At 61.2% G+C, this 22149-nt stretch carries 21 protein-coding genes and 1 riboswitch; of the genes, 9 read left to right on the forward strand and 12 right to left on the reverse strand.

Annotated elements, in window-relative coordinates; all coding sequences use genetic code 11:
• Positions 1–5: 5 nt before the first annotated feature.
• The 4 genes from ribB to QD336_RS22690 form a co-directional block, all read right to left on the reverse strand.
• Positions 6–647 (reverse strand): 3,4-dihydroxy-2-butanone-4-phosphate synthase, encoded by a 642-nt coding sequence (gene ribB / locus QD336_RS22675; protein WP_269340909.1) that lies wholly within the window; start codon positions 645–647, stop codon positions 6–8.
• A gap of 118 nt (positions 648–765) precedes the next feature.
• Positions 766–915: riboswitch (FMN riboswitch) on the reverse strand.
• 150 nt (positions 916–1065) lie between these two features.
• Complete coding sequence (locus QD336_RS22680) at positions 1066–1773, reverse strand: TIGR02281 family clan AA aspartic protease (protein WP_269340911.1); 708 nt, start codon at positions 1771–1773, stop codon at positions 1066–1068.
• Positions 1770–1961 (reverse strand): DUF1289 domain-containing protein, encoded by a 192-nt coding sequence (locus tag QD336_RS22685; protein WP_269340913.1) that lies wholly within the window; start codon positions 1959–1961, stop codon positions 1770–1772. The genes QD336_RS22680 and QD336_RS22685 overlap by 4 nt, the downstream gene beginning before the upstream one ends.
• Positions 1962–1980: 19 nt before the next feature.
• Entirely contained in the window at positions 1981–2766 is a 786-nt protein-coding gene (locus tag QD336_RS22690; protein WP_499172240.1) for an adenosylcobinamide-GDP ribazoletransferase, read from the reverse strand.
• A 152-nt stretch (positions 2767–2918) separates the two neighbouring features.
• Between QD336_RS22690 and cobT the strand changes: the two genes are divergently transcribed.
• Positions 2919–3953 carry a nicotinate-nucleotide--dimethylbenzimidazole phosphoribosyltransferase gene (cobT, locus tag QD336_RS22695; protein WP_269340916.1) on the forward strand — a complete coding sequence of 345 codons (1035 nt, stop codon included), beginning with the start codon at positions 2919–2921 and terminating at the stop codon, positions 3951–3953.
• Between the two features lie 8 nt (positions 3954–3961).
• Positions 3962–4366 carry a diacylglycerol kinase gene (locus QD336_RS22700; protein WP_499172241.1) on the forward strand — a complete coding sequence of 135 codons (405 nt, stop codon included), beginning with the start codon at positions 3962–3964 and terminating at the stop codon, positions 4364–4366.
• 1 nt (position 4367) lies between these two features.
• Here QD336_RS22700 and pdhS2 read toward each other — a convergent pair whose 3' ends face one another.
• Positions 4368–5903 (reverse strand): two-component system sensor histidine kinase PdhS2, encoded by a 1536-nt coding sequence (gene pdhS2, locus QD336_RS22705; protein WP_499172242.1) that lies wholly within the window; start codon positions 5901–5903, stop codon positions 4368–4370.
• 107 nt (positions 5904–6010) lie between these two features.
• Between pdhS2 and QD336_RS22710 the strand changes: the two genes are divergently transcribed.
• From QD336_RS22710 to QD336_RS22720, 3 genes are all read left to right on the forward strand, one after another.
• Entirely contained in the window at positions 6011–6604 is a 594-nt protein-coding gene (locus QD336_RS22710; protein WP_499172243.1) for a thermonuclease family protein, read from the forward strand.
• Entirely contained in the window at positions 6597–7250 is a 654-nt protein-coding gene (locus QD336_RS22715) for a uracil-DNA glycosylase family protein (RefSeq protein ID WP_499172244.1), read from the forward strand. The genes QD336_RS22710 and QD336_RS22715 overlap by 8 nt, the downstream gene beginning before the upstream one ends.
• Positions 7251–7320: 70 nt before the next feature.
• Positions 7321–7809, forward strand: a complete 489-nt coding sequence (locus QD336_RS22720) for an Lrp/AsnC family transcriptional regulator (protein ID WP_065115978.1) — start codon at positions 7321–7323, stop codon at positions 7807–7809.
• A gap of 219 nt (positions 7810–8028) precedes the next feature.
• Here the strand turns inward: QD336_RS22720 and QD336_RS22725 are convergent, their stop codons facing one another.
• From QD336_RS22725 to QD336_RS22745, 5 genes are all read right to left on the reverse strand, one after another.
• Positions 8029–8853 carry a class I SAM-dependent methyltransferase gene (locus tag QD336_RS22725; RefSeq protein WP_269340924.1) on the reverse strand — a complete coding sequence of 275 codons (825 nt, stop codon included), beginning with the start codon at positions 8851–8853 and terminating at the stop codon, positions 8029–8031.
• 84 nt (positions 8854–8937) lie between these two features.
• Entirely contained in the window at positions 8938–9204 is a 267-nt protein-coding gene (locus QD336_RS22730) for an usg protein (RefSeq protein WP_174057312.1), read from the reverse strand.
• A 168-nt stretch (positions 9205–9372) separates the two neighbouring features.
• Positions 9373–10203, reverse strand: a complete 831-nt coding sequence (locus QD336_RS22735) for an ABC transporter permease (RefSeq protein WP_499172245.1) — start codon at positions 10201–10203, stop codon at positions 9373–9375.
• Positions 10200–11003 carry an ABC transporter permease gene (locus QD336_RS22740; RefSeq protein WP_269340926.1) on the reverse strand — a complete coding sequence of 268 codons (804 nt, stop codon included), beginning with the start codon at positions 11001–11003 and terminating at the stop codon, positions 10200–10202. Before QD336_RS22740 ends, QD336_RS22735 begins: the two co-directional genes overlap by 4 nt.
• Before the next feature lie 112 nt (positions 11004–11115).
• On the reverse strand, positions 11116–11889 hold the full coding sequence (locus QD336_RS22745) for an ABC transporter substrate-binding protein (RefSeq protein WP_269340927.1): 774 nt from the start codon (positions 11887–11889) through the stop codon (positions 11116–11118).
• 344 nt (positions 11890–12233) lie between these two features.
• Here QD336_RS22745 and QD336_RS22750 point away from each other — a divergent pair, with 344 nt between their 5' ends.
• Positions 12234–14531, forward strand: a complete 2298-nt coding sequence (locus QD336_RS22750) for an OmpA family protein (protein ID WP_499172246.1) — start codon at positions 12234–12236, stop codon at positions 14529–14531.
• Positions 14532–14818: 287 nt separating this feature from the next.
• Here the strand turns inward: QD336_RS22750 and QD336_RS22755 are convergent, their stop codons facing one another.
• Positions 14819–15742, reverse strand: a complete 924-nt coding sequence (locus QD336_RS22755) for a pseudouridine-5'-phosphate glycosidase (RefSeq protein WP_499172248.1) — start codon at positions 15740–15742, stop codon at positions 14819–14821.
• 30 nt (positions 15743–15772) lie between these two features.
• Positions 15773–16714, reverse strand: a complete 942-nt coding sequence (locus QD336_RS22760; protein ID WP_269340931.1) for a carbohydrate kinase family protein — start codon at positions 16712–16714, stop codon at positions 15773–15775.
• A 246-nt stretch (positions 16715–16960) separates the two neighbouring features.
• Here QD336_RS22760 and recA point away from each other — a divergent pair, with 246 nt between their 5' ends.
• The 3 genes from recA (at position 16961) to QD336_RS22775 (ending at position 21965) form a co-directional block, all read left to right on the forward strand.
• Positions 16961–18052 carry a recombinase RecA gene (gene recA / locus QD336_RS22765; RefSeq protein WP_269340932.1) on the forward strand — a complete coding sequence of 364 codons (1092 nt, stop codon included), beginning with the start codon at positions 16961–16963 and terminating at the stop codon, positions 18050–18052.
• Between the two features lie 229 nt (positions 18053–18281).
• A complete protein-coding gene (gene alaS / locus QD336_RS22770) occupies positions 18282–20945 on the forward strand; it encodes an alanine--tRNA ligase (protein WP_499172250.1) in 2664 nt (887 codons plus the stop codon).
• 168 nt (positions 20946–21113) lie between these two features.
• Positions 21114–21965 (forward strand): AraC family transcriptional regulator, encoded by an 852-nt coding sequence (locus QD336_RS22775; RefSeq protein WP_499172251.1) that lies wholly within the window; start codon positions 21114–21116, stop codon positions 21963–21965.
• The last annotated feature ends 184 nt before the right edge of the window (positions 21966–22149 follow it).

Below are 22149 nucleotides of genomic sequence, written 5' to 3' on the forward strand. Positions count from 1 at the left end.
GCAGATCAGGCGACCTGCTTCTGCACCACGTCCTCAAGCTCCTCGCCCTTCAGATAGGCAACGAGGTCCTTGATGGTGACGATCAGCAGGCCGTGGCGTTCGGCGAAGACCCTGAGCTGGGGCAGGCGGGCCATGGTACCGTCATCATTGGCGATTTCGCAGATGGTGCCGCAGGGGAATTTCCCGGCAAGACGGCAGAGATCAACGGCCGCTTCGGTATGGCCGGTGCGGCCGAGAACGCCTTCCGGGTTGGCGCGCAGCGGGAAGATATGGCCGGGGCGGGCGAAATCGTCCGGGCGTGAGCTCTCCGATACCAGAGCGCGCACCGTGTTTGCCCGGTCGGCGGCAGAAATGCCTGTCGTGGTGCCGGGAATATAATCCACGGAGACGGTGAAGGCCGTTTTCATGGATTCGGTGTTGCGCGGCACCATCAGCGGAATATCGAGCGCATCGAGGCGCTCGCCCGGAATGGCGACGCAGATCAGGCCGCGCGCATGGTTCATCATGAAGGCGATCTGCTGCGGCGTGATGCTGTCGGAAGCGGCGATGATATCGCCTTCGTTTTCGCGATCCTCGTCGTCGACGACAATCACCATCTCGCCACGGGAAATGGCTTCGATGGCATCTTCAATTCTGGCAATAGTCATTTTCTTTCAAGCCTTTCAAGGGTTATGCCGTTTTGCGGCATTTTCGCGCTTCACGAAGCGCCAAATATCCCTTGGGCGAACAATGCAATGCGAGCCCGCTACGCGCGGGCGTCTTATGCCTTGTCCTCTTCCATCCGGACTATACCGTCGGCTCCGGCCTCTCACCGGATCTGCTGACCTTCCGGCTTTGGAGACCGGAAGCGCTCGCGGGCTCCGGGAAAATCCCGATACCGCCGGTGGGGAATTGCACCCCGCCCTGAGAACGGAACCAACATAAATTATCAAATGAGGGGGAATCAAGGGGCAATGGTTTGCCGGATTCTCAATAGGCGAAAAGAACGTCCCAAATATATTCGAAACGGGGCATTTCCTTTCCGGACCCATGGCGGCCCGGAGATCGGTCTGCCGGTGGTTGGCGTTACCGGTCGCGCAGCCGCAATTCGTCGGTCTGCATCTGCAGCGAGCCGAGTGTGGACAGGAAGCTCATGCCGAGCAGGCTCTGGCCCAATTGCCCGTCCTGCGCGACGAGGGCAGGGATGTTGCGCCGCACGATCGGGCCTATGCCGATCTCGGACAGGGTGACGGGCGCCGCCGACGTGCGGCCGTTCGCGGTCATGACGGGTACGGTGTAGCGCAGGCCCGTCGTGTCGATGCCGATTGCGGCTGCATCGGCATTGGCGAGCACCACCGAGCTTGCGCCGGTATCGACCAGCATATGAATGGTCTTGCCTTCGATGACGACATTCGCCTCAAAATGGCCGCTCATCGACTTGTGCAGCACGATTTCCTGCTCGCCGCCGGCCGTTGTCACCATCACGGCGCGGCCGGGCATCAGGCCACCCAGCAGCCGGTCGGCGAAGGATTGCAGGTCGTAGCGATAGAGGTAAAGCGAGACGAGGCCGAGGATGATGACGAGCCAGACCGCAAGCTGGCGGATGACGGTGCCGAAGCTGCCGCGCCTTCCCGCCAATATGCCGGCGGAGAGGAGACCGGCGATGGGCAGAAGATAAAGGACCTGCGCGAATTGATCATTGTCGATGCCGAGCGTTCGTCCGCCGTCATGATTGATGAGCAGCAGGCCAAGGCCGACGGCCAGCAGAAGGAGAACGATGGTCAGTCTGTTCATGCGGTATGTGTCTCCCTGGCGCTCTCGCTCAAATTTTCCAGTCTCTGCGGCAGCGCCCGCATGATCGTGCGGCGCTTCTCGTCGCTATACCCTGCCCAGCTGCCGATTTCATCCAGCGTGCGGCCGCAGCCGATGCAGAAACTATTGGTCGCGTCGAGGCGGCAGATATGGATGCAGGGTGTTTCCATGGCGTTCTATATCAGGCCGTCATGTCGCAAGGGCAAGGGCGACGAGAGTAACGATCTCCGTGATCTGCTGGCAGGCGCCGATGGTGTCACCGGTATGGCCGCCGATCTTCCTGTCACAGAGCCTGCCGAACAGCACCGCTGCAAGGACGGCGGCGGCCAGCACACATGCTATGGCGACAAGCGGCAGGGCGTGCAGCGTGAAGAGTATGAAGAGCAGCAAACCGCTCACCAGTGCGATGTTGCGTTCGCTTTCGCCCGGCTGGCCCGCATTTGCGGCAATGCCGGAGGTCTTGGCGGCGGGCAGGGCCTGCCAGTGCCACACCATCAGGGCGCGGCTGAGGACAAGGGCGGCGATCAGGCAGGCAGCGGCGGTTTTTCCTGGCAGGGTCTCGATCAGCGACGCAAGCGCTGTGGCACGCAGTGCAAAGGACAGAACCATGGCGATGGTGCCATAGCTGCCGATGCGGCTGTCCTTCATGATCTCCAGCATGCGGGCCTTGTCCCTGCCGCTGCCGAAACCGTCGGCCATGTCGGCCAGCCCGTCCTCATGCAATGCGCCGGTGATGAGCGCCGTCAGGCCGATGGCGAGCCAGCCCGTGAGCTGCGGCGAGGCGTCGAAGCCGGCGAAAATCACCACCAGGAAAGCGGCGGGCAGGGCGATCAGCAGGCCGGCGGCGGGAAAGGTCCGTGCAGTGCGACGCATGGAGGTGCCGTCGGTATCTTCGAAAAACCGGGAAGGAACCGGCAGGCGGCTGAGAAAGGCAACGGAATGCATGACATCTGTTATAAAATCCCCGGCCTTCATGCTCTCTCCGTTGCAGTCGCTGCATTTCCGGTTGTTCCGCGGCGCATCCGCGATTATGAGAGGCGCAACAAAGACCGATTTGCCGGAAAACACAAGTTCCGGACGCATGAGCCGATGCGAAAGCCAACCCGGCGATGAGAGAGACAGATATCATGAGCATGAGCGGATTGCCCTTCGATGATTTCCGCGCGCTGTTGCGCGAGCTTCCCGGCCCGGACACGCACGCGCTTGTGGCGGCCAAGGAGCGCAATGCGCAGCTGACCAAGCCTGCCGGCTCGCTCGGCCGTCTCGAGGAAATCGCCATGTGGCTGGCCGCCTGGTCCGGCCGTTCGCCCGCCGTCACCCGTCCGCTGGTGGCGATTTTCGCCGGCAATCACGGCGTTACCCGCCATGGCGTCACGCCTTATCCGACGTCGGTTACCCAGCAGATGGTGGAGAATTTTGCAGCAGGTGGCGCGGCGATCAACCAGATCTGTGTGGCCAATGATCTCGGCCTGAAAATCTTCGACCTGGCGCTCGATTATCCGACCGGCGACATCACCTGCGAGCCCGCCCTTTCGGAGCGTGACTGCGCCGCCACCATGGCCTTTGGCATGGAGGCGATTGCCGGCGGTACCGATCTTCTCTGCGTTGGTGAAATGGGCATTGGCAACACCACGATTGCCGCCGCGATTAATCTGGCGCTCTATGGCGGCACGGCGGAAGAATGGACCGGTCCCGGCACGGGTTCGGAAGGTGAGGTCATGGCCCGCAAGATCGCGGCGGTTAAGGCTGCGGTGGAATTCCACAAGGACCACCTGTCCGATCCGCTGGAAATCATGCGCCGTCTCGGCGGGCGTGAGATTGCGGCAATTGCCGGCGCCATTCTGGCCGCCCGCGTGCAGCGCATCCCGGTTCTGATTGACGGTTATGTGGCAACAGCCGCTGCCGCTCTCCTGAAGGCCGCCAATTCTTCGGCGCTGGACCATTGCCTCATCGGCCATGTCTCGGGTGAGCCGGGTCATCTTGCCGCCATCGAAAAGCTCGGCAAGACACCACTTCTGGCGCTTGGCATGCGGCTCGGTGAAGGCACCGGTGCAGCACTTGCCGCGGGCATCGTCAAGGCCGCTGCCGCCTGCCATTCCGGCATGGCGACCTTCGAAGCGGCGGGTGTGGACACCCGCATCAGCTCCCGCACCGACCATTGAGGCCGAAGATGGACGTGACGCCGCAAAAGAAGCAACCGGAACCCGCCTTTCGCAAGGAAAAAGGCTGGCGGCATCTTTTTGCCGCCGCCCGTTATTCCGTGCAGGGGCTTGGCCGGTTGTGGCAGGAAGCGGCGTTCCGCCACGAAGTTTTGGCCTTTGGCGTCGGGCTCGCCCTGCTTCTGGTGATCGGCGCGCCCTTTGCGCATCTTCTCACCTTCACGGTATTGATGCTGCTTCTGTTTTCGGTCGAGGCGCTGAATACCGCTATCGAGGAGCTGGTGGACCGCATTTCGCCGGAAATCTCCTCCGTCGGGCGGCATGCCAAGGACCTCGGCTCCTTCGCCGTCTTCTGCCTTTTGTTGGCCAACGGATTTTTCGTGCTCTATTCGCTGGTGGCGACGCTGTTCTTCTGATTTACGCGAAGGACCGGCGGCGCGGCTGGACGGCGTGGGTTTCTTCCACCGCCGGCAGGCTTTGCAGCACGCGCTTGGCCGGCAGGATGGCGATGCCTTCGGTGCCTTCGCGCAGCTTCGATTTCAGGATGAACTGGCCATCATGCTTGGCGAGGATGGCCTGAACGATGGGCAGGCCAAGGCCCGTTCCCTGTTCTGCGCTCTTGATCGCGATCGATCCCTGACCGAAGGCCGACAGCACCACGGGGATTTCGTCCTCGGGAATGCCGGGGCCATTATCCCTGATCGACACATATTGCCCGCCGCCCGCAGTCCAGCCCGCCTTCACCAGAATCTCGCCACCCTGCGGGGTGAATTTCACGGCATTGGAAAGCAGGTTGAGAATGACCTGACGGATGGATTTTTCATCGGCCCAGACCTGCGGCAGGCTGGTTTCGAACTGTTGGGAAATCCTGATGTTCTTGGCGCGGGCGCGCAGCTGGATCATGCCGATGCAATCCTCGGCGATTTCCAGCATGGAGATGGATTCCTCGTTGAGATCGTAGCGACCGGCCTCAATACGCGACAGGTCGAGGATTTCGTTGATGAGATCGAGCAGATGCTGGCCGGAGCGATGGATATCGCCGGAATATTCCTTGTAGAGCGGATTGTTGAGCGGGCCGAGCACCTCTGACGACATGACCTCGGAAAAGCCGAGAATAGCGTTGAGCGGGGTTCTGAGCTCATGCGACATGGAAGCGAGAAAACGTGATTTCGCCAGATTGGCCTCTTCGGCGCGCCGCCGCGCTTCGTCGGAAACGGAATTGGCGACTTCGAGTTCGGCGATCAGGTCGTCCTTCTCCGTCTGCGAGGAGAGGAGCTTGACGCTGGTCTGGTAAAGCCGGCTGGTGATGCGATGACAGAAGAGGATCGCCATGCCGAACATCAGCGCAAGACCGACATCGAAGGGATCGCGCGAGATGGCCGAGGTCATGCACAGGGCCGCCAGCACCGGCAGGAAGGTCACGAAGGTTGCGCGCCGCAGCATGAAACCGGCCATGGCGGTCAGCGAAAGCGCGATCAGCAGCGTCGAGCCCTTGAAGAAAAGCACGAGTGTCGGGTCGTTGCGCACCGGCTCGACCAGTGCGAACATGGCCCAGGCGCAGCCGATGAGGATCTGAACGCCGAGAAAGAGGTTTTTCCAATGCTGGAGATTTTCGGCCGTGATCTCCTGTTTCGCCGCCCGTTTGGCCAGCAGCAGGGATATGGCATGGAAGCTCAGCGCGATCAGCGACCAGAGGATCAAACCGATGTCGCGGGTGATATAGAGGCCGATGATGGAGGCAAGCACGATAAAAAGCGGCATGATCATCGCGCCCTGAAGGGTCTCGGCGATGTGCATGGTCAGCATTTCGCGTTCATAGGCGTCGCTAGCGCCGGCCCCCTGCTGCAGGCGTTCACGCGTCGTCTTCACCGTGTCGAAAACCGCCTTGTTACGGTGTTTTCTCGACCGGTCGACGATGATCTTGTCGGTGGACGTGCTGACGCTTTTACTCATTGTTACAACGCGAGTGACATGAACCCTTGCAGGCTACGCCCAAAATCTTAAGAAGATGCTGCCGTGAAAGGATTTGTTTGCCATTTCTGACAAGGGTTTGTTGTGACATGAGACGAAATGGAGGCAGGCGCGAGCGTTTTTCGGCCTTTCGCGATGGCGGGCTTTTTCTCGCCACGGTTTTTCTCGGCATTCTCATCGCCGCCAAGCTGGACCAGATCAATAGCGAAACCTATGTCGGCCGTTTCTTCGTGATCGATGGCGACACGCTGTCAAAGGGCGAAGACCGGTTCCGGCTGCTCGGCATCGATGCGCCGGAGCTTGCGCAGACGTGCCTGCGTGACGGTGGGACCTGGCCTTGTGGTGAAGAAGCGCGCCGTGTGCTGCAACGGCTGGCCGGCGCTCGGGATTTTTCCTGTTCCGGTAGCTCGAGGGACCGTTACGGACGGCTGCTGGTTTATTGTTCCGCGGGTGGTCAGGATGTTTCCTCGGAAATGGTGTCGGCGGGTTTTGCCGTTGCCTCCGGTTATTTCCAGTTTTCAAGCGAACAGGCGGCGGCCCGCCGGCAGGCGCGGGGCATCTGGGCGGGCGAATTCGAAAAGCCGTCGCAATGGCGGCGCGAGCATCGGGCGGCGGATATCGAGACACCGGCCGCGGGTTTCCTGACCATCATTCGCCATCTTCTGGGGTGGAACCATGGCTGAGCCGGATCTGCTGGATGATGGGCTTGATGACGGGCTGGATGGGCTGCGCGGCGAGATCGCCCGCTGCCGTCTCTGTCGTGACAAGCCGCTTAAGGGAATGGCCGATCGCTTGCCGCACGAACCGCGGCCGGTGGTCGTCATGTCGAAGAAGGCCCGCATCCTGATTGCCGGGCAGGCGCCAGGGTTGCGCGTGCACGAAACCGGGCTGCCCTTCAACGATGCTTCCGGCGACAGGTTGCGGCAGTGGCTGAATGTCGACCGGGAGACATTTTACGATCGCGATCGTTTTGCCATCGTGCCCATGGGGTTCTGTTTTCCCGGTTATGACGAAAGCGGCAGCGACCTGCCGCCACGGCGTGAATGTGCGCCGCACTGGCGGGTGCGGGTGATGGTGGCGATGCCGCAGGTGGAGCTGATCCTTGCCGTAGGCCAATATGCGCAGGCTTTTCACCTGGGCGAAAAACGACGCAAAACCATGACCGAAACCGTGCATGACTGGCGCAGCTACCTTCATGCCAATTCCGGCCCCGGCATTTTTCCCCTGCCGCATCCGAGCTGGCGCAACACCGGCTGGCTGAAAAAGAACCCGTGGTTCACCGAGGAATTGCTTCCGGTTCTGCGGCAACATGTGGAAATGCGGATTTAGTGAAACAATTTTCTGTTTTTCTGCAAAAATTAGTGTATTGAAAGGAAATTAATTCAGGAGGATAGACGCATTGGATCGCCTTGACCGTAAGATTTTGCGCATTTTGCAAGAGGATTCCACACTGGCCGTCGCTGACCTTGCGAAGAAGGTCGGCCTTTCCACGACGCCCTGTTGGCGGCGCATCCAGAAGATGGAAGAGGATGGCGTCATCCGTCGGCGTGTGGCGCTGCTCGATCCGGGCAAGGTCAACACCAAGGTCACGGTTTTCGTTTCCATCCGCACCGCCTCCCATTCCATCGAATGGCTGAAGCGTTTCTCCGAGGTGGTGTCCGAGTTTCCTGAAGTCGTGGAATTTTACCGCATGAGCGGCGATGTCGATTATCTGCTGCGCGTCGTCGTGCCGGATATTGCCGCCTATGACGCCTTCTACAAGCGGATGATCGCCAAGATCGAAATCCGCGACGTCTCGTCCGCCTTCGCGATGGAACAGATCAAATATACGACGGAACTACCGCTCGACTATATGCTGCTGGATAACCCGAAATCCGGCGAAGAGTGATCCGCCGCCAATCCGGTTTTTGAGCAATGCCCTTTCCGGTCGTCGGGAAGGGCATTTTTCGTTTTGTGGGTTTCGGTGACGGAAAGTCGAATCTCTTCAAGCCGCTGGGCGGAGTTGATGAGATGTTGATTCAGCAAAGCGGGTTCGTCGCATTGAAACGAGCGTCCGCCGCTTGTTTCTTCTCCCCGGCGGGGAGAAGAAAGATGCCGCGACGCCGCCTCAGCCCTTGAGCTTGGCGATAATCAGATGGCCCGGCGTGGGGTTGCCGTCCTGCATGCGCACATTGATGTCGGTGACCTCGACGACCTCGAAACCGGTCGCGGCCAGTCTTTCCCGGACATAGGTTTCCGCATGGGCGAAACGCTGGTGCGGGCCGACCATATAGGGGCGGCCGGCCATGATGTCTTCGGGCAGGGTTTCCGAGGAGAAGATCAAGAGACCGCCGGCATTGAGGTTTTCGGCGGCGCCGAAAAACAGCGGCTCCAGTGCGCCGAGATAGGGCAACACATCAGTGGCGGTGATGATGTCGAAGGGCTCGTCGTCGTTGTCCTCGAGGAAGTCCTCGGCTTCGGCGACATAGAGCGTCTCGTAGAGATCCTTCTCATGGGCGATCTCGACCATGTTTTCGGAAATATCGATGCCGGTGATGTCGTCAGCCATATCGCGCAGCGCCTCACCGGTGAGGCCGGTGCCGCAACCGAGATCGAGCAGGCGCTTGAAGGGGCCGAGGTTCAGTGTCTGCAGCCGCTGGCGCACCATCATCGGCACGGCGTAACCGAGCTGCTCGACAAGAATATCCTCGAAGGCTTCGGCGTGCTGGTCGAACAGGGTTTCGACGTAAGCGTCGGGCGCTTTCGACGGCTGTTCGCCCCGGCCCATGGCGGCGATGCGCACGGCCGCGCCGCCGTGGTCTTCCGGATCGATGGCCAGAACTTCCTCGTAGGCCTTCACCGCCGCGTCCACATCGCCGGCTTTTTCGAGCGCGAGTGCACGGTTATACGCCTCGGCAAGCGCCTCTTCGTCGATCTTCTGGTTCTTCGTCATCGTGCCTTATCCGTCAGCATCTTCAGTTGAGGTTTGCTGTAAGCCGCATCGGGGACGGGCGCAATGCTTATGTGGCGCGACGCATCAGTGGATGATGAACTCTCCTTTGAGCGCACGCCATTCCTGCGCCGAGATCACCTGCCGGTGCACGTAGCGGACGGAGTGCAAAGGCCCGTCGAGCTTTTCCTGCCAGAATTTGAGGAAGCCGTGCATTTCGGGGAAGTCCGGGGCGAGATCATAGTCCTGCCAGACATAGGTCTGGAGAACCAGCGGATGGTCCGGCAGGCGGTAAAATATCTGGGCGGTGGTGAGGCCGTAGCCTCTCAGCATCATTTCCATGTCCTTGTTCATGACGGCGGTTCCCGTATCCATGATTGCCGATCACAGCATTGCCGCTGTATCGAATATGGGAACACGACAGGGTTAATCCAAGCTTGCCAAAGGCGTGGACTGTCACAAAATATTTATATTTTTCAAAATGTTGGCAGCCGCTCTTGATGAGTGCTGCCAATGTTTCGCCTAGCGTTTGAGGTGGCGCGTCAGGCGTGCTTCCAGCCATGCCCAGACATGCCGCAGCGTTTCGACGATCGTCAGATAGAAGATCGCGGCCCAGAGATAGGCCTGATAATCGAAGGTGCGGGAAAAGGCGTAACGGGTCTGCCCCATCAGATCGAAGACCGTGACGATGGAGACCACCGCCGAACCCTTGATCATCAGGATGATCTCGTTGCCATAGGGGCGCAGCGCCACGATGAGCGCCTGCGGCAGGATGATCTTGCGGAAGGTGACGAGTTTCGACAGGCCGAGCGAGGCCGCACCCTCATGCTGGCCTCGCGGCACGCTGCGGATGGCGCCGCGCAGGATTTCCGCCTGATAGGCCGCCGTGTTGAGGGTGAGCGACAGCAGGCCGCAATACCAGGCCTCGCGGAAGAACCACCATAGGCTAACGGTCTCCAGCCCCTGGCGGAAGCTGCCGAGGCCGTAATAGATCAGGAAAAGCTGCGCCAGAAGCGGCGTGCTGCGGAAGACATAGACATAGGCATAGGCCAGCGCGCCGAGGACGCGATTTTCCGACATGCGGGCAAAGGCGATCGGCACGGAAAGAATGGCGCCGAGAATGATCGAACTGCCGACGAGGGTGATGGTGGTGATGAGACCATCGATATAGCGCGGCCCGTAACGCTCGAACTTGTCCCAGTCCCAGCCTTCGATCATGGCGAAGATCAGCCCTGCAGCGAGCAGCGCCCAGAGTGCGATGACGGCCATGCCGACGATGCGCGAAATATTGAGCGGCTTGTCCGCAACGACGGGCGCGGGGCGTGGCGGAATGAGTTCCTGAATATGGCTCATCGGCTCACCTCCGACTTGCGTGACCAGCGGTCGATGAAACCGATGCCGATGGACGAAAGCAGCGCGAGGATGAGGTAGAGCAGGCAGGCGATGCTGTAGAAAAAGAAGGCTTCCTTGCTGACGCGGGCGGCGATGCCGGTCTGGCGAATGATGTCGGCAAGGCCGATGATCGAGACGTAGGAGGTGTCCTTCAGCAGGATGACCCAGAGATTGGTCATGCCGGGCAGGGCGATCCGCACGAGCTGCGGGATGATGATGAGCACCATGGTGCGGCCGCGCGACAGGCCGAGCGCGTGGCCGGCCTCATATTGTCCCTTCGGTATGGCTTTGAAGGCGGAAAGCAGCACTTCAGACGCATAGGACGAGAACACCACGGAGAGTGCCACCATGCCCGCCACGAAGGCGTTGATTTCGACGGGACCGGTGATGCCCACATAACCGGCCACCGATTGCAGCAGCATCTGGATGCCGTAATAGACGATGAAGAGCGTCAGGAGTTCCGGCAGGCCGCGGAAAATGGTGGTGTAGATGCCGGTCGCCAGCCGCAGCGATTTTTCTTCCGATTGTGCGGCAAGCGCGATGAGGAAACCGATCAGCAGCCCGACGGGCAGGGTGGCGAGCGCCAGCGAGATGGTGACCTTGACGCCGAAGGCGATTTCATCGCCCCAACCCGCATCGCCGCAGGCGACGAGGGTGCCGTTTCCGAAAAGCGAGAAGAGACCGACCGGTCCGCAGAAAGGATCGAGAAGTGTCGAGACATAGGTCCAGAACGCACCTATGGCGGAAAATGCTCCGCTCATGCCAGTTTTCCCCCGCGGTCTTAAGCCGCCGTGATTGTTATGCTGACGTTTTCAAACAAAAATGGCGGAAGGGCAAGCCTTCCGCCACCAGATTTCAACAGATCGAACAGGCTCACTCGCCGTAAACGTCGAAATCGAAGTATTTTTTGTTGATCTCCTGATACTTGCCGCTGGCGCGAATACCGGCGATGGCGGCCGTGAACTTGTCGGCCAGCGCCGTGTCACCCTTGCGAACGGCGACGCCCGCGCCATTGCCGTTGATCTCGACGTCGACCTTGAGCGGCGTCAGGATCTTGCAGCAGGCGCCGGCATCCGTCTTCAGCCATTCCGAAAGCACGACGATATCGTCGATGACGGCGTCGATGCGGCCATTGGCAATGTCGAGCTTATATTCGTCGGCGGTCGGATACATCTTCACGTTGGCATCCGGAAAATGCTTTTCGGCATAGTTGGAGTGGGTGGTGGAACCCTGCGCGCCGAGCGACTTGCCCTTGAGATCGTCGAGCGACTTGATCGGCGAATCCTTCGGCACGGCGATGGCCGGCGGGGTGTTGTAATATTTCTTGGAGAAGTCGACCTTCTGGAGGCGTTCCGGCGTGATCGACATGGACGCGATGATGGCGTCGAACTTCTTGGCCTGCAGGGCGGGAATGATGCCGTCCCAGTCATTGGTGACGAAGGTGCATTCGGCCTTCATTTGTTCGCACAGCGCCTTGGCGATGTCGATGTCGAAGCCGGTCAGCGTGCCGTCGGCTTCGAGATTGTTGAAGGGCGGGTAGGCGCCTTCGGTGCCGATGACGATCTTGTCCTGCGCGAGGGCAGCGCCGGAAAACAGCGAGATGGCGGCAATCGATGCGGCTGCGAGCAGACGGGTGGAAATAGGCATTTCGATCCTCTCTTTTGGTCGTTCATCCGCAGTCTGTTGTTGTTTTCAGTGCGGACGCCAGGGGCGCTGGGCGCGGCAGAACGGATTATACCGCCTGTGGCCTTCAGCGCGGATCAGATTATTCGTCCGGTTGGTCAAAAAATGCAACTGCAATATTAGCGACCGCGTTTGTGCCGCAGAGCTTCCACGAAAACGCCTTGATCTGTTCATTTCCGGTACAGAAGGCTTTGTTCATCATGGGAACCGAAGCGTGTGCCGGGCGTTGACCAGCGCCTGCACGCGCAGCCGGATTCACGATGTCGCGGCACACGCGACGTAAAACGATGGCAGATGAGGAAGCACTGATGCTGAAGAAGAACACATTGCTGACGGGGGTGGTTTTCCCCCTCATGTCGCTGGCGATTGCGGTGGAGCCGGCAGCCGCCGGTTTTGCCGGCGCCGCGCGGGCGCAGACACAGATGCCCCATTCGCAGAGCCCGCTGATCCTGGCGCAGGCACAGCCGGAAGCGGAGAACCCGGAAGAGGAACTGCGCAAGAAGCACAAGCAGGCCGAGGAGGCGCAGCCGCAGGCCGAGCCTCAGAAACACGAACGCGCGCCGGAAGCCCCGCGTGAACGGCCGCCCGAACCGAAGGCCGAAGCACCCGCCGAACCACGCCCTGAACCCCAGCGGGAGCCCCAAAGGGAGCCCCAGCGCGAAGCGCAGCCCGAACCGCAGCGGGAACCCCAGCAGCGCGAGGCCCGCCCGGAACCCGCGCCGGCACCTGCCGAACAGCCGCAGGAGCGCCCGCGTAAACCCGAACGTGCGCAGGAGCCGCAGGGCGAGGGTGAACAGCGCCCGGCACGCCAGCGGGAGGCCGCGCCCGAAGCCGCACCGGCCGAGCAGCAGCCGCAGGAACGTCCGCGCAAGCCTCAACGGGCGGAACAACCCGCCGGCGAAGGCGAGCAACGCCCGGAACGTCCCCGCAAGGAGAAGGAACCCACGAAGGAGCCTGCGAAGGAACCCGCTGCCGAACAGCAGCCCGCCGCGCGCCCGGAAAGCTCCGAGCAGCCCGCCAAGCCCMGCGAACCGGCACCCGCGAAAAAACCGCAGGTAGAGGAAAAGGCCCCGGAACAGAAAGCCGAGCCGGCTGAAAAACCCGTTCCCGAGAAAAAGCCGGCAGCCCCCGAGCCCGCCGTGAAGGAAGCGCCGGTCCCGACCGAAGCGCCAACACCTGCGCGCCCACCGGCACCTGAGGTGCAACCCAACCCCGCACCCGGCCGCCAGCCTTCCGAGCAGCCGGCCGAAGGCCAGGGCAGGACGGAGCCCGCAGCGCCGCTGCCGGGTGCCCCGACACCTCCGCCGCCGAGCGGTGCGACGACCGGACAGGCGCCGGCCGGTGAGCCCGTGCCCAATCAGGTCGCCGTGCCGCAGACGGAAGCGCCGCCGATGACGAAGGAGGAACTGGACAAGGCCAAGGCAATCGCCAAGGATCCGTCCAAGACCGCTGACACCGTCATCCTGCCGGTCGACAAGGGCGCGGCCGTTCTTGACAGCGACAAGGAAGTGGAACGCTCGGGCAACCGCCAGACCCGCGAGGAACGTCGCCGCGAGCGCGAACAGGCCGGTGACGTCAAGGTTCCGACCTCCGACGCCGAAGCACAGCGCGCCGGTGCCGCCGAAGGCAAGGCCCCGCCGCCGCCCGTGAAGATGGAGGCGATCACCTCCCAGCAGGGCGAGCGCATCGACCGTCGTCCGCAATATGAGCGGCCGGAAGGCGTGCGTGAATGGCAGCCGCGCGAAGGCCGTCCGCGTGACCGGGATCGTGACGCACCGATCATCCTGCAGTTCGGCGACCGTGTCGTGGTGCGCGGTGACGACAACCAGCGTTTCATCCGTGATGGCGGCGAGCCCTATTACGAACGCCTGCCGGGTGGCCGTGTGCGCGAAACCGTCGAGCGCCGTGACGGCACGCAGGTGGTGACGATCCGCAACCGCTACGGCGACGTCATCCAGCGTTCGCGCATCGATGATCGCGGCCGGGAATATGTGCTGTTTTATGCACCGGAACTGATGGACGATCCGGACCGCGATTATGTCTATCGCGACCCGGGCCTTGACCTGCCGCCGATGCGCCTGCGCATTCCCGTGACCGACTACATCATCGACACCTCGAGCGATCCGGACCGCGATTATTACCGCTTCCTGGAGCAGCCGCCCGTCGAGCCTGTGGAGCGTGTCTATTCGCTGGACGAAGTGCGTTATTCGGCCCGTATCCGCGACAAGGTGCGCCGTATCGACCTCGATACCATCACCTTTGCCACCGGCAGCGCCGAAATCCCGATGACGCAGGCCCGCTCGCTGCGCAAGGTTGCGGATGCGATCAACAAGGCGCTGAACAAGAACCCGGCGGAAACCTTCCTGATCGAAGGCCATACCGATGCCGTCGGTTCGGATGAAAGCAACCTCGTCCTTTCCGATGAGCGCGCCGCCTCCGTCGCCAATGTGCTGACCGATGTTTACGGCATTCCGCCGGAAAACCTCGCGACGCAGGGTTATGGCGAGCGTTACCTGAAGGTGCAGACGCTCGGCCCTGAACAGCAGAACCGCCGCGTCACCATCCGCCGCGTGACGCCGCTGGTGAAGCCCGTCGCACAGAACTGATCGGGTTCTGGAAGAAAAACAAAGGCCCGGAAAGCGCAAGCTTTCCGGCCTTTTTGTTGTTGGCAACAGGTCTTTCCAGCAACTCGACGTCATCCTCGGGCTCGTCCCGAGGATCCAATCACGTCTCACCGGGCGAGGCGCCGCAGATGCTCGGGACAGGCCAGAGCATGACGGATGGGACGTTTGCGATGACCTCCCACGGCCGGGAAGTCAAAAGCTCCCCGGCTCCTCTCTATTTTGATGAAGACTCTCTGCTGTCGAACGGAACGAAGAGGGGGTGTATGGCCTCAGTTCAGCGCCACGGCGATTTCAGCCGCAAGCTGCGCATTGTTGCGCACCAGCGCAATATTGGTCTCGAGGCTGCGCCCATCCGTCAGGCGGAAGATATCGCCGAGCAGGTAAGGCGTGACCGCCTTGCCGGTGACTTCATCACGCTCGGCGTGGGAGATGGCGCGGTTGATGTAGATTTCCATCTCCTCGCGCGGAATTTCGTCGGCTTCCGGCACGGGATTGGCCACCAGCATGCCGCCATCGATGCCGAGCTGTTCGCGGGTCGCCTGGAAATTGGCGATTGCCGCCGGGCTGTTCAGCGAGAGCGGGCTCGCCAGGCCGGAGGAGCGCGACCAGAAGGCCGGGAACTCTTCAGACCCGAAGGTGACGACCGGCACGCCGTTGGTTTCGAGAACTTCCAGCGTCTTCGGAATATCGAGGATTGCCTTGGCGCCGGCGCAGACGACGATCACGCCGGTTCTGGCAAGCTCGGTCAGGTCTGCGGAAATATCGAAGGTTTCTTCCGCGCCCTTGTGCACGCCGCCAATGCCGCCGGTGGCGAAAACGCGGATGCCGGCGCGGGCGGCGGCGATCATGGTGGCGGCAACCGTGGTGGCGCCGGTGCGACGCTCGGCGATTGCAAAGGCGATATCGGCGCGCGAGACCTTCATGGCGTCGGTGGTCTGCGCAAGCGCCTCGAGCTGGTCTTTCTCAAGGCCGATATGCAAATTGCCGTGAATCACGGCGATGGTGGCCGGAACCGCACCCTGATCACGAATGATCTGTTCGACGCTTTCCGCCATCTCGATATTGCCGGGATAGGGCATACCATGGGTGATGATGGTCGATTCGAGCGCGACGATCGGCGCACCGCGCTGCTTGGCGGCGGCGACTTCCTGAGAATAGACGATGGGCAGGAGCGGGGAGATGGGGCGGGTCATTTTAGTTTGTTCCAATTTTCAAAAGCGGGTTCATGCCAGTATTTCAGCCTGGGGAACAAGCCCCAACATGGCGTCGACACTGTCTTTTGATAGTTCCTGGGCTGTGGCGAAGGGCGATTGCACGGTGATGGCGGCCGCGGCCGCCCCCTGTCTCAATGCTTCCGTAATCGTCTTTCCCTCGGCAATGGCGGCGAGATAACCCGACGCCATGGCATCACCGGCGCCGGTGACGTCCTTTACCTCACGGATGAGGGGCGGGTGGAGGATTGCTTTTTCCGTTCCGTTGAAAGCCACCACTTCGCTGGCGCCACGGGTGACGACGCCACCGGAAAGCCCGGCCTTGCGCAGAATATCCGGCCAGTCACGGACATTCTGTGCCGTCTCGCCGGTCAGCGCGCGGGCTTCCGCCTCGTTCATGAAGAGAATGCCGATATCACCGAGCGCCGCTTTCAGCTTCACCGCCTTGGCGGGCGAAATGGCGATGGCCGCAAGCGGCTTTTCGCAGGCCCGGGCAATGAGGCCGAGCGCCGTCAGCGTGTCTTCGGGCAGATTGGCGTCGCAGAGCAGGATATCGCTGGCGGTGATCGCCTCGCGCACGCCGCGTACCTTCAGGCGGCGCGGGGTGAAGAGCTTGTAGAGGTCCATGTCGGCAAGTGCGATGACCAGATTGCCGTCGCGCTCCAGAATGGCGGTGTAGCTCGGCGTGCGGCGGTCGAGGAAGACGAAGGGCGTGTCCTCCACCCCGGCCTGCCTTGCTGCCTCCGCCACGGCTTCTCCTGTCACATCGCCGCCGCGCGGGGCGATGATGCGGACCTTAAAACCGAGGCGGGAAAGATTGCGCGCGGCGTTAAAACCGCCGCCGCCGGCCTCTTCCATCCACGAGCCGGGATTGCTGGCGCCGGGCGCCGTCTCGGTCTCGATCATGCCACGCCGGTCGATATGCGCGCCGCCCAGAACGAGTATTTTCTTCACGCTTGCGTTTCCCTCTTTGGCGGATGGAAAGACCGGACGATTCGGCCTAAACTGATGTCTTCCTGACCTCGCATCCGGTTTGCGGCGATGGGCCGGGCACGGAAAAACGAAAGCAGAACAAACTACTTATCGCTATTTGTTTTCAATATGCTGGTTCAGCCTTGCGAAATGAGAACAAATAGAGTACATACCGTTTCCATACTGCTTCATTGCCTGTGCGGCTTCAATAACCTAAAGGTGGTTCGGATGGCACAAAATTCTTTGCGTCTCGTAGAGGATAAATCGGTGGATAAAAGCAAGGCACTGGAAGCGGCGCTCTCCCAGATCGAACGGTCGTTCGGCAAGGGATCGATCATGAAGCTCGGTTCCAATGAAAACGTGGTTGAGGTGGAGACCGTTTCGACGGGTTCGCTCAGCCTGGATATCGCGCTCGGCATCGGCGGTCTGCCGAAGGGGCGCATCATTGAAATTTATGGCCCGGAAAGCTCGGGTAAGACGACGCTGGCGCTGCAGACGATTGCGGAAGCCCAGAAGAAGGGCGGCATCTGCGCCTTCGTGGACGCCGAACATGCGCTCGATCCGGTCTATGCCCGCAAGCTCGGTGTGGATCTGCAGGGCCTTCTGATCTCGCAGCCGGATACGGGTGAGCAGGCGCTCGAAATCACCGATACGCTGGTGCGCTCCGGCGCGGTGGACGTGCTCGTGGTCGACTCCGTTGCGGCACTGACGCCGCGGGCGGAAATCGAGGGCGAAATGGGCGACAGCCTGCCGGGTCTTCAGGCCCGTCTGATGAGCCAGGCGCTGCGCAAGCTGACCGCTTCGATCTCCAAGTCCAAGTGCATGGTGATCTTCATCAACCAGATCCGCATGAAGATCGGCGTCATGTTTGGTTCGCCGGAAACGACGACGGGCGGTAATGCTCTCAAGTTCTACGCTTCCGTGCGCCTCGACATCCGCCGTATCGGCGCCGTCAAGGAGCGTGAAGAGGTTGTCGGCAACCAGACGCGCGTCAAGGTCGTCAAGAACAAGATGGCACCGCCCTTCAAGCAGGTGGAATTCGACATCATGTATGGCGAAGGCGTTTCCAAGACCGGTGAGCTGGTCGATCTCGGCGTGAAGGCCGGTATCGTCGAGAAATCCGGTGCCTGGTTCTCCTATAACAGCCAGCGTCTGGGGCAGGGGCGTGAAAACGCCAAGACCTTCCTGCGCGACAATCCGGATACGGCCAATGAGATCGAACTGGCGCTGCGCCAGAATGCCGGTCTGATCGCCGACCGCTTCCTGCAAAATGGTGGCCCGGACGCCGGCGAAGGTGACGACGGCAGCGACGAGGGCTGATACGGTCCGCGAAGGTCCAGGTATCGCAGCCCGGAGACTTTGCCGAACTGATATGGATAAAAAGGGTCGTGCGATTTTTCTTCGCGCGGCCCTTTTTCCTTGCCTATATGTCTTGCTTCGCCTCCATGGCTGGACAGGGCAGGATGCGGACGATAAAAGCCAGTGATTTTGCAATATAGCCATCTTCGGGATGGCGGTGATGGACTCCAGCTGTGAGCGGTGTGTGGGCATGAGCGGTGTGAATGAAATTCGGTCGACCTTTCTCGACTACTTCAAGAAGAACGGACACGAGATCGTGCCTTCCAGCCCGCTGGTGCCGCGCAACGATCCGACACTGATGTTCACCAATGCCGGCATGGTGCAGTTCAAGAACGTCTTCACCGGCCTTGAAAGCCGCCCCTATTCCACGGCCGCTTCGGCGCAGAAATGCGTGCGCGCTGGCGGCAAGCATAACGACCTCGACAATGTCGGTTATACCGCCCGTCACCACACCTTCTTCGAAATGCTCGGCAATTTTTCCTTCGGCGATTATTTCAAGGAAGAGGCGATCACCCATGCCTGGAACCTGATCACCAAGGAATTCGGCATTGACCGTAACCGTCTGCTGGTCACGGTCTATCATACCGATGACGAGGCCTTTAACCTCTGGAAGAAGATCGCCGGTTTCTCCGACGACCGTATCATCCGCATTCCGACCAGCGACAATTTCTGGGCGATGGGCGATACCGGTCCCTGCGGTCCCTGTTCGGAAATCTTCTACGATCACGGCGACCATATCTGGGGCGGCCCGCCCGGTTCGCCGGAAGAGGATGGCGATCGTTTCATTGAAATCTGGAACCTCGTCTTCATGCAATATGAGCAGCTGACGAAGGAAGAGCGCATCGACCTGCCGCGCCCGTCGATCGATACCGGCATGGGTCTGGAGCGTATTTCGGCGCTGCTGCAGGGCAAGCATGACAATTACGACACGGACCTGTTCCGTGCGCTGATCTCCGCTTCTGTCGAAGCAACCGGCGTTCCGGCCGAAGGCGAAAAGCGCGCCAGCCACCGGGTCATCGCCGACCATCTGCGCTCGTCGGCCTTCCTGATCGCCGATGGCGTCCTGCCTTCAAACGAAGGCCGTGGTTACGTTCTGCGTCGCATCATGCGCCGCGCCATGCGCCATGCCGAGCTTCTCGGCGCGCGCGAGCCGCTGATCTACAAGCTGCTTCCGGCACTGGTGCAGCAGATGGGCCGCGCCTATCCGGAACTCGTGCGCGCCGAAGCGCTGATTTCCGAGACGCTGAAGCTTGAGGAAACCCGTTTCCGCAAGACGCTGGAACGCGGCCTGTCGCTGCTCTCCGACGCTACCTCGACCCTGCACAAGGGCGATATGCTGGATGGCGAAACCGCCTTCAAGCTTTACGATACCTATGGTTTCCCGCTCGACCTGACGCAGGATGCGCTGCGCGCCCGCGAAATCGGCGTCGATATTTCCGGTTTCACTGATGCCATGGAGCGCCAGAAGGCGGAAGCCCGCTCGCATTGGGCCGGCTCCGGCGACAAGGCGACCGAGACAATCTGGTTCGAGCTCAAGGAAAAGCTCGGCGCGACCGAGTTCCTCGGTTACGACACCGAAACCGCCGAAGGCGTCGTCCTGGCGATCGTCAAGGACGGCAAGGCTGTCGAGAGCGCTGCCGATGGCGAGACCGTGCAGGTCGTCGTCAACCAGACGCCGTTCTACGGCGAGTCCGGCGGCCAGATGGGCGATACCGGTGTGATCTCCGGCGACAACGGCGCCTTTGCCGTTTCCGATACCCAGAAGAGGGGCGAAGGCCTGTTCGTGCATATGGGCACCGTCTCCAAGGGCGGCCTGAAAGTGGGCGATGCCGTTCAGCTGACGGTCGATCACGACCGCCGCTCGCGTCTGCGTGCCAACCACTCCGCCACTCACCTTCTGCACGAGGCGCTGCGCGAAGTGCTCGGCACCCATGTGGCCCAGAAGGGTTCGCTGGTTGCGCCCGAGCGCCTGCGTTTCGACGTTTCGCATCCGAAGCCGATGTCGGCCGAGGAGCTGAAGGTTGTCGAAGAGATGGCCAACGAAATCGTGCTGCAGAACTCGCCGGTCGTCACCCGCCTGATGAGCGTTGACGACGCCATTGCCGAAGGCGCCATGGCGCTGTTTGGTGAAAAATACGGCGATGAGGTTCGTGTTGTCTCCATGGGCACCGGCCTGCATGGCGCAAAAGCCAACCGTCCCTATTCAGTCGAGCTTTGCGGCGGCACCCATGTGGGCGCCACCGGCCAGATTGGCCTCATCCGCATTCTCGGCGAAAGCGCCGTTGGTGCCGGCGTGCGTCGTCTCGAAGCGGTCACCGGTCAGGGTGCGCTTGCCTATCTTTCCGAACAGGATGAGCGGGTGAAGGCGCTTGCGTCGTCGCTGAAGGTACAGCCGGGCGACGTTCTCTCGCGCGTCGAAGGGCTGCTGGACGAGCGTAAGAAGCTGGAGCGTGAACTTGCCGATGCGCGTCGGAAACTCGCCATGGGCGGCGGTTCTGCCGATGCCGGCGCAAGCGACGTCAAGCAGGTGGCCGGCGTCAATTTCCTGGCGAAGTCCATGTCCGGCATCGATGCCAAGGACCTCAAGGGTCTCGCTGATGAAGCCAAGGCCAACCTCGGCTCCGGCGTCGTGCTGCTGATCGCGGTTTCCGAAGACGGCAAGGCAAGCGCTGTTGCGGCCGTGACCGAAGACCTGACCGCGCGCTTCAGCGCCGTGGACATTGTTCGTACTGCTTCCGCCGCACTTGGCGGCAAGGGCGGCGGCGGTCGCCCTGACATGGCACAGGCCGGTGGCCCGGATGGCGCCAAGGCGCAGGAGGCCATCGAAGCGGTGGCCGCGGCACTGGCGGCCTGATCCTAAAACCACAGGGTTGGTCCGGTTTTCCGGGCCAACCACTTCCGTTTTCACCAATAAGGTGAGGACTGTCGGCTGCCGGCCTCGTTTGCCGGGCACCCAACTGAGCAGGATTTGTCAAATCGAGTTATGGTTCTATTGGCCATCGGATTTGCAAAGAGGCTCGATATGAACGGTGACACGGCTTGGGCAATCTATGAAACGCGTCTGAGGCGGGTTTCAGCCTATATTCACGACCATCTTGACGAGGAACTGGATATGGGCCGGCTGGCGGAAATCGCCTGCATGTCAAGCTATCACTGGCACAGAATTTATCGGGCAATCCATGGCGAAACGGCGGCCATGACTGTCAAGAGGCTGCGGTTGCACCGCGCGGCGGGCGAGATCGTCCGCGGCGATCTAGCCATCGGCGACATTGCAAAACGATCGGGCTACCCGAACCTCCAGTCCTTCAACCGCATTTTCAAAACGGCCTACGGCATGCCGCCGGCGCGTTACCGGAAAGAGGGGAGCCACAGTCTGTTCAACGCAGTTCCTTTGGAAAAGGCGACCGATATGTTTGATATTGCTGTGAAAACCGTTTCTCCCATGACGCTGACCGGGGTTCCGCATCGCGGCTCCTACATGCTGATCAGCAAGGCGTTCGAAACCCTGTTCGGGACGCTGTATGCGCGTGGACTGGCCGGACCGGACATGCGCATGATCGGGGTTTATTTCGACGATCCCGATATTGTGCCTGCCGACGACCTTCGTTCCATTGCCTGCGTCACCGGTGTTGTGACACCGATGGAGAGCGAGCCGTTGCAGCGGCAACCCATCGCAGGCGGCGAATATGCCGTGCTGCGTCACAAAGGCCCCTATGCGGATATGCACCGGGCTTATCGATGGCTTTACGCTGAATGGCTTCCCGCCTCCGGACGACAGATCGGCGATGGCGCGATGTTCGAGGAGTATCTGAATAGATGGCGTGGTTGCCGCTCTACCCACCCGGCACGTTCTGTCAGAGGATGGTCGGGTTAAATCCAACGGGTGGAAGGATGGCAGCATGACATACGACACGATGATTGGGATCGATCTGGCGAAGAACGTTTTTCAGGTTCACGGAGCTTTGCTTTCCGGAGAGGTGAAGTTCCGGCGGAAGCTACCCCGGCAGCATTTTCGAAGATTTATGGCCGGGCAAGGCGCTTCGATCGTCGTGATGGAG

The organism is Rhizobium sp. BR 250 (assembly GCF_047445855.1).
In the GTDB taxonomy this organism is placed as follows: Bacteria; Pseudomonadota; Alphaproteobacteria; order Rhizobiales; family Rhizobiaceae; genus Agrobacterium; species Agrobacterium tumefaciens_I.

What these genes read in the sequence shown, in the direction of transcription:
- ribB (WP_269340909.1), bottom strand. Translation starts at nt 647, where the DNA reads ATGACTATTGCCAGAATTGAAGATGCCATCGAAGCCATTTCCCGTGGC.
- QD336_RS22680 (WP_269340911.1), bottom strand. Translation starts at nt 1,773, where the DNA reads ATGAACAGACTGACCATCGTTCTCCTTCTGCTGGCCGTCGGCCTTGGC.
- QD336_RS22685 (WP_269340913.1), bottom strand. Translation starts at nt 1,961, where the DNA reads ATGGAAACACCCTGCATCCATATCTGCCGCCTCGACGCGACCAATAGT.
- QD336_RS22690 (WP_499172240.1), bottom strand. Translation starts at nt 2,766, where the DNA reads ATGAAGGCCGGGGATTTTATAACAGATGTCATGCATTCCGTTGCCTTT.
- cobT (WP_269340916.1), top strand. Translation starts at nt 2,919, where the DNA reads ATGAGCATGAGCGGATTGCCCTTCGATGATTTCCGCGCGCTGTTGCGC.
- QD336_RS22700 (WP_499172241.1), top strand. Translation starts at nt 3,962, where the DNA reads ATGGACGTGACGCCGCAAAAGAAGCAACCGGAACCCGCCTTTCGCAAG.
- pdhS2 (WP_499172242.1), bottom strand. Translation starts at nt 5,903, where the DNA reads ATGAGTAAAAGCGTCAGCACGTCCACCGACAAGATCATCGTCGACCGG.
- QD336_RS22710 (WP_499172243.1), top strand. Translation starts at nt 6,011, where the DNA reads ATGAGACGAAATGGAGGCAGGCGCGAGCGTTTTTCGGCCTTTCGCGAT.
- QD336_RS22715 (WP_499172244.1), top strand. Translation starts at nt 6,597, where the DNA reads ATGGCTGAGCCGGATCTGCTGGATGATGGGCTTGATGACGGGCTGGAT.
- QD336_RS22725 (WP_269340924.1), bottom strand. Translation starts at nt 8,853, where the DNA reads ATGACGAAGAACCAGAAGATCGACGAAGAGGCGCTTGCCGAGGCGTAT.
- QD336_RS22730 (WP_174057312.1), bottom strand. Translation starts at nt 9,204, where the DNA reads ATGAACAAGGACATGGAAATGATGCTGAGAGGCTACGGCCTCACCACC.
- QD336_RS22735 (WP_499172245.1), bottom strand. Translation starts at nt 10,203, where the DNA reads ATGAGCCATATTCAGGAACTCATTCCGCCACGCCCCGCGCCCGTCGTT.
- QD336_RS22740 (WP_269340926.1), bottom strand. Translation starts at nt 11,003, where the DNA reads ATGAGCGGAGCATTTTCCGCCATAGGTGCGTTCTGGACCTATGTCTCG.
- QD336_RS22745 (WP_269340927.1), bottom strand. Translation starts at nt 11,889, where the DNA reads ATGCCTATTTCCACCCGTCTGCTCGCAGCCGCATCGATTGCCGCCATC.
- QD336_RS22755 (WP_499172248.1), bottom strand. Translation starts at nt 15,742, where the DNA reads ATGACCCGCCCCATCTCCCCGCTCCTGCCCATCGTCTATTCTCAGGAA.
- recA (WP_269340932.1), top strand. Translation starts at nt 16,961, where the DNA reads ATGGCACAAAATTCTTTGCGTCTCGTAGAGGATAAATCGGTGGATAAA.
- alaS (WP_499172250.1), top strand. Translation starts at nt 18,282, where the DNA reads ATGAGCGGTGTGAATGAAATTCGGTCGACCTTTCTCGACTACTTCAAG.
- QD336_RS22775 (WP_499172251.1), top strand. Translation starts at nt 21,114, where the DNA reads ATGAACGGTGACACGGCTTGGGCAATCTATGAAACGCGTCTGAGGCGG.